Annotated in this window: 8 protein-coding genes; all 8 read left to right on the forward strand. The window is 60.6% G+C overall.

Features of this window, described 5'->3' with window-relative positions; translation table 11 throughout:
* Positions 1 to 4 precede the first annotated feature (4 nt).
* The 8 genes from CK227_RS37635 to CK227_RS33480 all read left to right on the forward strand — a co-directional run bounded on the left by CK227_RS37635 (position 5) and on the right by CK227_RS33480 (position 8908).
* Positions 5 to 682, forward strand: coding sequence for a DUF930 domain-containing protein (locus CK227_RS37635; protein WP_245318369.1), 678 nt, complete (start codon positions 5 to 7; stop codon positions 680 to 682).
* A 159-nt stretch (positions 683 to 841) separates the two neighbouring features.
* Positions 842 to 1672, forward strand: coding sequence for an aspartyl/asparaginyl beta-hydroxylase domain-containing protein (locus CK227_RS33450; RefSeq protein WP_095775801.1), 831 nt, complete (start codon positions 842 to 844; stop codon positions 1670 to 1672).
* A 323-nt stretch (positions 1673 to 1995) separates the two neighbouring features.
* Complete coding sequence (locus tag CK227_RS33455) at positions 1996 to 3648, forward strand: hypothetical protein (protein WP_095775800.1); 1653 nt, start codon at positions 1996 to 1998, stop codon at positions 3646 to 3648.
* A gap of 47 nt (positions 3649 to 3695) precedes the next feature.
* Positions 3696 to 4070: a fluoride efflux transporter CrcB gene (crcB, locus tag CK227_RS33460; protein WP_095775799.1), complete on the forward strand. Its 375-nt coding sequence runs from the start codon at positions 3696 to 3698 to the stop codon at positions 4068 to 4070.
* A gap of 61 nt (positions 4071 to 4131) precedes the next feature.
* Positions 4132 to 5112, forward strand: a complete 981-nt coding sequence (locus CK227_RS33465) for an RluA family pseudouridine synthase (protein ID WP_019857981.1) — start codon at positions 4132 to 4134, stop codon at positions 5110 to 5112.
* Between the two features lie 47 nt (positions 5113 to 5159).
* On the forward strand, positions 5160 to 6029 hold the full coding sequence (locus tag CK227_RS33470; protein ID WP_179296569.1) for a DMT family transporter: 870 nt from the start codon (positions 5160 to 5162) through the stop codon (positions 6027 to 6029).
* Between the two features lie 12 nt (positions 6030 to 6041).
* Positions 6042 to 6833: an ATP12 family chaperone protein gene (locus CK227_RS33475; protein ID WP_095775797.1), complete on the forward strand. Its 792-nt coding sequence runs from the start codon at positions 6042 to 6044 to the stop codon at positions 6831 to 6833.
* A 185-nt stretch (positions 6834 to 7018) separates the two neighbouring features.
* Positions 7019 to 8908 carry an MFS transporter gene (locus CK227_RS33480; RefSeq protein WP_095775796.1) on the forward strand — a complete coding sequence of 630 codons (1890 nt, stop codon included), beginning with the start codon at positions 7019 to 7021 and terminating at the stop codon, positions 8906 to 8908.
* The last annotated feature ends 72 nt before the right edge of the window (positions 8909 to 8980 follow it).

Consider the following 8980-nt stretch of genomic DNA (forward strand, 5'->3'; position numbering starts at 1 on the left):
AGGATTGCGCGGCCCGGCGGTCGTCACGCTTCGAAGCGAGGCCTCGCCATGGGGCATCTCAACCTCGGTTGCTCTCCACGCCCTGCTGGCTGCGATGCTGGCGCTCATGCCGCTGCCAAAGCGGCCGAAGCGGCTGGACGAGGAACGGGTGTCGGTCGACATTCTGACACCCCAGCAGTTCGAGGCCTCGACAAGGCCGCCGCCGGCGCCAGCACCGCCTTCAGCACCCGAGGCACAAGCGCCCGCACCAACGCCAACGCCGAGCGCTCCTCGATCTACACCACCCACCGCGCCGACCATGATTCGGCCGACCGAAATGCTGTCGGCCAAGACGCTCGCCGATCCGCGCAGCCGGCAGGCGCGCGCAGATCTCGCGACCTTCGCTTCCGATGAACGCATGGTGCAATTGTGCAATCTCGAGGCCATGGACCAGATCCAGCGATGGCGCGCGGACTTTGAGCCGGAACGCGTCGTGCCTTATGCAACGGCCGAGGAGAAGATCAGCGGCACCGCGATCACCGCGGACGGCGCGGCTTTCCGCAGTCGCAAAAACTGGTATGGTCTGAAGTTCAAATGCCAGCTCGCGCGGGACGGCGAAAGCGTCATCGGCTTTGAGTTCCTGGTCGGCGATCCCGTGGCCAGGGAGAAATGGGACGAGCTCAGCTTGCCAGCGGTGCATTGACCGACGGCTGGTAAATTCCACCAGGCAACTGCCGGGCCACGATGTCGTGGCGTTGTGCGGCGACCCAAAAAACCTTATCAAGGCGCACGACCGGGCGGTGGTCGTTGCCGAGATTTGGCACACTCATTCGCAACAGGATCGCGCTCCGCGCGTGGAAAAATGACAAAAGCCCTTCGCAAATCCCTTCGCAAATTCGCCATCGCCATCCCGCTTCTCGCCCTTGGCTTCTACTTTATCCCCATTCTGACGACGATCTTCATCGTCTGCGGCCTGATTGACGTGCTGCGCAACGACAGGAAGGATCTGGCGCTGTTCTCAGGCTACTTCCTCGGCAACGGCCTGTTCACCTGGCTCTTGTCGCCGTTCAACCTGCTGGTCGATCTGCTCTGCTACCGGAATCCCGGCGTGTGGAAGCTGGAGCAGTTTCCGGAGGATTATCAGCGCGAGGTCAATGAGGTCCTGGACATCTTCAAGGCGCGCAAGGATGAGATCATCGCCGACATCGACGCCAATTTCGGCGCCGGCCGGCGTGGCATGTATGTCTACCAGTGGTACGGCAAGCACCGGATCGACAACGTCGCCGAGTTCAACAAGGATTTCAAATACATCAAGACCATCGCCGTTTCGGTCTTCAGCAAGCGCGAATCGACTTCCTGGCATTTCGGCCCGCTGCGGCTCAGCCTGCGTATCCTCTACAACCTGATCCCCGTGAAAGCGGAAATCTTCGTCGAATGCGGCAACGTCAAGAACTACTGGTACGACAATCCGCAGTTCATTTTCGACGACACGCTGTTGCACCGTTCGGTCAACGAATATGACGGCCGCCGCTACTGCGTGTTCATGGACATCATCAGGCCGTCCCCGTTCCCGAGACTCATTGCCGGCATGCTCGCGGTTGTCTCGGTCAGCGTCGAGCGCATCAATTCGATGTTCTACAAGAACTGGAAGATGATCGGCTCGACCAAGCCGAAGAACGCCGAAACCACCTGACCTGAAAACGTCGACGCTGCCGGCTCTGCTGGCAGCGTCAGGGCGCGATGCATTTTATCTCTGCCGCGCGCACGGCTTCTGTATATCACATATGTATAATATATCGAACGGCCGTTTGGAAGAAGCGGTCCCTTCGGCGGTATTACTGTGCGTCGTCGACGCTTGTGATGTCCATGCGTTTAAGTATACATATTTATCAAGTCATCAATAATTCGTGATACGAATTTGGTAATCCCGATTGGTGGAACGGCACTTCGAGTGCATTAGAAATAGCTTAAATTAGACTGCTACAAACCCGTCTCTTCCTTTGTTGGCGGCTTCAGGTGATCGGGAAAAAAATCTTCGGATTCTGGGGTGCTTACATCTGCACCGTGTTACTTGGCGCCGCTCTGAGCGCCGCGTACATAAATCTCGAAGAGCCCGTCTACTACTGGGACTTCGCGGCCTATTTCAACATGTTCAACCAGCAGGGCGCTCTGCTTGTCGAGAGCCCTTTCGAATGGCTGAGCCAATTGGGCACCTCCATCGCCACGGAAGATTACGGCGTGGCGATCCTGGTGCCCCTGATGCCGTTTCACCTTGTTTTTGGCGGTTCAAGGCTTTCCTTCGTTACCGGAATAGTCGCGGTCTACCTGGTTCCGGCGGTTCTTTTGATAGGCAGAATAAGCTATCAGGAGGCGGTCTCCGAGACGCCCTCCCGTAGTTGGATCGCCGTATGGATCGCGGCCTTCCTGTACACGCCATTCTGGGCGCCGACGCTTCGGGGAATGCCTGACATTGCCGGCTGTCTCGCCTTGACCGCGGCAACCTATTTTCTCTGGAAATCCAAATTCCTGACCCGCGAACCGGTGATGAGCGGAATATCCGTCGGCGCCTGCCTGTGGTTGGCGTTCATGCTGCGCCGCTGGTACGCCTATGCGGACATAGGGATCACCGTGTCAGCGGCATTCCTGGGTTTGCTGCAGATTGCAAGGGAGCGGGATTTGCCGGCCCTCCGCAACGCGGCCCTGGGCGGCGCGTGCGCGATTTTCCTTATTGCCGCGACGGCGTTGAACTTCCAGCTGCCGTTGATTGCCAAGATTCTGCAAACCAGCTACGCTGACCTTTACAGCGGATACAAGACGACCTTTGTCACTCAGCTCGGTGACGTCGGATCCCGGCTCAGCTATCTGAACTGGGCGTTGATTGTGGTGGGCCTCCACATCTCGGTTGTGCGCCGCAACAGATTTGCGGTGTTCTGTGCCATGGCCTCGGTGCTTGCCTTCCTGGCTTTCATCCGGACGCAGGACCCGGAACGTCATCATTCCTTGCCGATGTTTCTTTGGCTCTTTCCCGCCTATGCCCAGGCAATTGTTTCGATCGTCTCCGTGCCGGGCCTGAAATCACGATGGCCGACCGTCGCTATGGTCGCTGTTGCCGGATTTGCTTTTTTGGGCACGTTTTTTCCAGCCGGCCGTCAGTTGTTGTCCCCGGTTGGCTTCGTCTTCGCCAGGGAAGCCACGCTTCCCCTTCACCTCGACAATCTCGCCGAATACAGCCGCCTGATCGATGACCTCGTCGACAGGATGGAACCGAAGGACCGCTTTTCGGTATTTGCGTCGGGTCCTGTGATGAGCGACGCCCTGTTGTTCGGCATGAAACGGGATCTTGTTGCCCATGTCGGATGGATTTGCCAGGTGGACAGTCGTGACCGGTTCCGACCGGACGCATTGAAATCCAGATACGTTGTCGTGACCGACCGGCCGGTTACTCATCTGCAACCGGGCGCGCAGATCTGCGTCACGCTCCCGAACCAGTATATTCTTGAAGGCAAGGGTATCGGTGCCGCGTACGGGCGCATTGCGCAGTACCAATTGTCAGGCGGCGTCGCCGGCTATCTCTACGAACAGGTGCGCCCGGTCAGCAAAGCCGAGGTCGACGCCCTCTACGCTGAATTCAGGAAGAAGTATCCGGACTGGGCAGCGCCTGAATGGTGACGGTGAAGGGATTGACGCCACCGCCTCGACACGGGCAGTAGACCATAATGTTCAATCTGCTTCTCGTGGTCGTCGGCGGCGGCATCGGCGCCGGCATTCGCCATCTCACCAGTATGGGCGCGCTGCGTCTTGTCGGCCCCAATTATCCCTGGGGCACGATGGCCATCAACATCGTAGGCTCCTTTGCCATGGGCCTGTTCATCGCCATCCTGGTGCGGCGTGGCGGGTCGAACGAAGTCAGGCTGTTCGTCGCCACCGGCATTCTTGGCGGTTTCACTACCTTTTCCGCGTTTTCGCTCGATTTCGCGACGCTGTGGGAACGGGGAGCCACGCTGCCGGCATTTGGATATGCGCTGGCCAGTGTCATTGGCGCGATCATCGCCCTGTTTTTAGGTCTTTGGCTCGCAAGAAGCCTGCCTTAATGCTATTGCCGCGCCAAGCGCAGGCCGAGCCCTGCTTTGGAAACGGATAAGCGAAGAAAAAATGGCAGGCGTTGAACAGATCACGGTGGAGGCCGGCGAGGCGGGCATGCGGCTCGATCGCTGGTTCAAGACGCATTTCCCGGGCCTAGGTTTCGGCCATTTGCAGAAGCTGCTGCGCTCCGGCCAGATCCGCGTCGATGGCGGCCGCGTCAAGGCCGACAGCCGTGTCGAGCCCGGCCAGGTGGTGCGTATCCCGCCGCTCGAGGTCGACAAGAAGGGCGAGAGCGCGCTGACTGGCCATTCGATCCGCAACCAGGGCGATGCCGACGTCCTGGCGAAAATGCTGATCCACGAGGACCCAAAGGTTTTCGTCTTCAACAAACCGGCGGGCCTGGCGGTGCAGGGCGGCTCGGGCGTCACCCGCAATGTCGACGACATGCTGGAGGCCTGGCGCAACCAGAAGGGCGAGAAGCCGCGGCTGGTCCACCGGCTCGATCGCGACACATCGGGCGTGCTGGTCGTCGCCCGCACGAGACTGGCCGCCATGAAGCTGTCGGAGGCGTTCCGCGCCCGCGAAACGAAGAAGACCTACTGGGCCTTGGTCAAGGGCGTGCCGCCGAAGCGCGAGGACAAGATCTCGACCTGGCTGATCAAGGAGCCGACCGAGGATGGCGACCGTGTCCGGGTCGCCGCGCATGGTGAAAAAGGCGCCGACCATGCCGTGTCCTACTACCGTATCATCGAGCAGGCGGCGCAGACCATGACCTGGCTGGAGATGGAACCTTATACGGGCCGCACCCACCAGCTTCGCGTCCATGCCGCCTATATCGGCTGCCCGATCATCGGCGACCCGAAATATTTCGAGGCCGACACCAACTGGGACTTCCCCGGCGGTATTCAGAATCGCCTGCATCTGCATGCGCGCCGCATCATCATTCCGCATCCCGACAAAGGCGTCATCGACGTCACCGCGCCGATGCCGCCGCATATGCGCCAGAGCTGGAATCTGATCGGCTTCGACGACGCCAGCGCGGAGGATTGATCTTGAGCGGCGCCACTGACGCGCTCGATCGGCGCGACACGGTCGACATGGCCGCCGCCGCCATCATGGTCGGTCTGACCTTTTCCTGGGGCTTGAACTACGTCGCCGCCAAAATCTCCTATGCCGGCTACGACCCCGTCTTCCTGTCGATCGCACGCTCGATCATCGGCGGCGTCTGCGTCTTCCTCTGGTGCCGCTGGCGCGGCATCGCTCTGTTCAGGCGCGATGGCACATTGCTCGCCGGCATTGCCGTGGGCGTGCTTTTCGGCATCGAGTTCCTCTGCCTCTATGTCGGCCTGGAGCATACGACCGTTGCCCGCAACACGCTGCTGGTCAACTCGATGCCGTTCTGGATGCTGATTGGCGGTCACTTCCTGCTTGGCGAACAGATCACCATGCGCAAGTTCCTCGGCCTGCTGCTGGCTTTTGCCGGCCTCACCGCCGTCTTTTCCGACAAGCTTGGCGGCGGCGACATGCTGTTCGGCGATCTGCTCAGTCTTGGCTCCGGATTTTTCTGGGCTTTGACCAATATCCTCATCAAGCGCTCGAAACTGGTTGAGGCGAGCGCCGAGAAGCTGCTGCTCTACCAACTCGCCGGCGCGGCGATCGTCGGCATATTGGTGCTGCCTCTCGCCGGCCCGCCGGTGCGCGATCCGTCCTTGTTGCCGACTTTGGCGCTGCTTTTCCAGGCGATCTATATCGTCGCCTTCACCTATGTCCTGTGGTTCTGGCTGCTGCGTCGCTATCCGGCCTCCGGCCTGTCCAGCTTTACCTTCCTGTCGCCGGTTTTTGGTGTCCTGTGCGGCGCGATCATCTTGAACGAGCTGCTGACCATTCGCATTTTCCTGGCACTTGGCTTGATTGCGGCGGGCCTGATCATCGTTAACCGGCCGGCGCGCAAGCTGACACCGGTGTGAGAGAGGCTTTTCATGCGTGACATCCTCAACGACCTCGAAGCGGGCAAGTATCTTTCCGATCCGGATCCGGTGCGTCGCGCCCAGATCCAGATGAAGACGCCGCTGCCCAAGCGCTTCTACAAAACCGCTTCGGTTGCGCCGATAGCGGGAGGTTTCGCCGTGCATCTCGACGGCAAGCCGGTGCGCACGCCGGGCAAGGCGCTGCTGGCGCTGCCGACCGAGGCGGCGGCAGTGCTGGTTGCAGGCGAATTCGCGGAACAGGGCGAGACGATCAATCCGGTGACGATGCCGGTGATGCGCCTGGTCAACACCGCCATCGACGGCGTTGCCAGCGATCCGCAGGCGGTGCTGGAAGACATACTGCGGTTTGCCTCATCGGATCTGCTCTGTTACCGCGCCGACGCCCCCCAGGGGCTGGTCGAGCGGCAGAACGAGCAGTGGGATCCGGTCATCGATTGGGCGCGCACGACATTGGGGGCTCGCTTCAACCTTGCCGAGGGGATCATCCATGTCGAGCAGCCGCGCGAGACGATCGCCGTTCTGGGCAGTCATCTCAATCAGCGCGCCGAGCCGCTGCGGCTGGCCGCCATCCACCTCATGACCTCGCTGACGGGTTCGGCGCTGCTGGCGCTGGCGGTCGATTTCGGCAAGCTCGATGCCGAGACTGCCTGGGCCGCCAGCCATGTCGACGAGGACTGGCAGATCGAGCATTGGGGGCAGGATGCCGAAGCGGTTGCGCGCCGTGCCTCCCGCAAACGCGATATGATGGCTGCCGTCAGCCTTCTCGAAGCACTCAAGGGCTGACTATGCGGCGATTGCCGCACCGCACCTAATACCAAAGTCATAATCCCATCGTCGCTCTGCCGTCGGCGGGCGCTTTCTGTCATTTTTCCCGTGATGGCCCGGCATTTTCCGAGTCCGCGTTCGGAGGAGAGCGCTGACACTGGCGCCCGGCATCGAGGACAAGGGTCTCACGGGAGGACAACTCAATGGCAATGGCATCGACCGCCGGCAAAACGAGCCGCGGCATGACTCGGGAAGAGAAGAAGGTCATCTTCGCTTCCTCACTCGGCACCGTTTTCGAATGGTACGATTTCTATCTCTACGGTTCATTGGCGGCCTTCATTGGCTCGACCTTTTTCAGCCCGACCATTCCGGAGGCGACGCGCAACATCTTCGCGCTGCTGGCCTTTGCCGCCGGTTTTCTCGTCCGCCCGTTCGGCGCCCTGGTGTTTGGCCGTATCGGTGACCTCGTCGGCCGCAAGTATACCTTTCTCGTCACCATGACGATCATGGGTCTGTCGACCTTCCTGGTCGGCTTGCTGCCCGGTTATGCGACCTTGGGTATCGCGGCTCCGGTGATCCTGATCGGGCTGCGCATGCTGCAGGGCCTAGCCCTCGGCGGCGAATATGGCGGTGCGGCGACCTATGTCGCTGAGCACGCGCCTGATGACCGCCGCGGTTTCTACACGTCGTGGATTCAGACGACGGCGACACTTGGCCTGTTCCTGTCGTTGATCGTCATTCTGACTGTTCAGAGCTCCCTGAGCAAGGAAACCTACGCCGCTTGGGGCTGGCGTATTCCGTTTATCGTTTCCTTCGTGCTGCTCGCCGTCTCGATCTGGATTCGACTGTCTCTCTCGGAGTCTCCGACCTTCCAGAAGATGAAGGACGAAGGTAAGGGCTCGAAGGCACCGCTTTCGGAAGCCTTCGGTCAGTGGAAGAATGCCAAGATCGCATTGCTGGCGCTGCTTGGCCTGACTGCTGGCCAGGCCGTCGTCTGGTATAATGGCCAATTCTATGCGCTGTTCTTCCTGCAGAACGTGCTGAAAGTCGATGCGCAGTCGGTCAACATCATGATCGCGATCGCGCTGGCACTCGGCTCGATCTTCTTCGTCGTGTTCGGCTGGCTTTCCGACAAGATCGGCCGCAAGCCGATCATCATGGCTGGCCTTGCGCTCGCCATCGTCTGCACCTTCCCGCTGTTCAAGGCATTGACCTGGGCCGCCAATCCGGCACTCGCCAAGGCGCAGCTGGACACAAAGGCAACGGTCACGGCAGCACCCGGCGACTGCAGGTTCCAGTTCAACCCGGTTGGCACCGCCAAGTTCACGACGTCATGCGACATAGCGACTTCGTTCCTGACCAAGAACTCGGTTCCCTATGACGTGGTATCGACGGCGGCAGCCGGAACGGCTGCTACCGTCAAGATCGGTAACGAGACGGTGCCGTCCTACGACGCGGTCGCTGCTGGCGATCAGGCCAAGGCCAAGGACGCCGCCTTCGTCAAGGCGGTCAACATGTCGCTGCAGGACGGCGGGTATCCGCTGAAGCGTGCGGCGATCAAGGTAGCGGACCAGAAGCTCGACGCCTTCGTCGCGGCCAATCCCGAACTCAAGCTCGACGCGGCTGCCATTCGCGGCGGCGAAAAAACCGCGGTGCCGACCGATCAGGCGGTCAAGGACAAATTGTTGACGTCGGAGGAGGCCGCCGGCGCGCCAGAGGTCACCGTCTACAACATACCGGGCGGCGGTGCCTTCGCCATGTTCGCCGATCCGGCCGCCGTGAACTGGCCGATGACGATCGGCATCCTGTTCATCCTGGTCCTGTTCGTGACCATGGTCTACGGGCCGATCGCGGCGATCCTGGTCGAGATGTTCCCGACCCGCATTCGTTACACCGGCATGTCGCTGCCCTATCATATCGGCAATGGCTGGTTCGGCGGTCTGTTGCCGGCAACAGTCTTCGCGCTCAGCGCCTACAAGGGCGATATCTACTATGGCCTGTGGTATCCGGTGGTGATCGCGGCGATGACGCTGATCATCGGCATGATCTTCGTCAAGGATACGCTTGGCACCGACCTGTACGGCAAGGAGTAGCCGTCCTCGGCCAACAGAAAGCCCGGCGTGATCGCTCACGCCGGGCTTTCTGTGTCTGAGACTCCGAAGAAG

Source organism: Mesorhizobium sp. WSM4308 (assembly GCF_002294905.1).
Lineage (GTDB): Bacteria > Pseudomonadota > Alphaproteobacteria > Rhizobiales > Rhizobiaceae > Mesorhizobium.

Excerpts from the sequence above, each read along its gene's own strand:
- CK227_RS33475 (WP_095775797.1), top strand. The coding sequence starts at position 6,042 with ATGCGTGACATCCTCAACGACCTCGAAGCGGGCAAGTATCTTTCCGAT.
- CK227_RS33450 (WP_095775801.1), top strand. The coding sequence starts at position 842 with ATGACAAAAGCCCTTCGCAAATCCCTTCGCAAATTCGCCATCGCCATC.
- CK227_RS33465 (WP_019857981.1), top strand. The coding sequence starts at position 4,132 with ATGGCAGGCGTTGAACAGATCACGGTGGAGGCCGGCGAGGCGGGCATG.
- CK227_RS33470 (WP_179296569.1), top strand. The coding sequence starts at position 5,160 with ATGGCCGCCGCCGCCATCATGGTCGGTCTGACCTTTTCCTGGGGCTTG.
- crcB (WP_095775799.1), top strand. The coding sequence starts at position 3,696 with ATGTTCAATCTGCTTCTCGTGGTCGTCGGCGGCGGCATCGGCGCCGGC.
- CK227_RS33480 (WP_095775796.1), top strand. The coding sequence starts at position 7,019 with ATGGCAATGGCATCGACCGCCGGCAAAACGAGCCGCGGCATGACTCGG.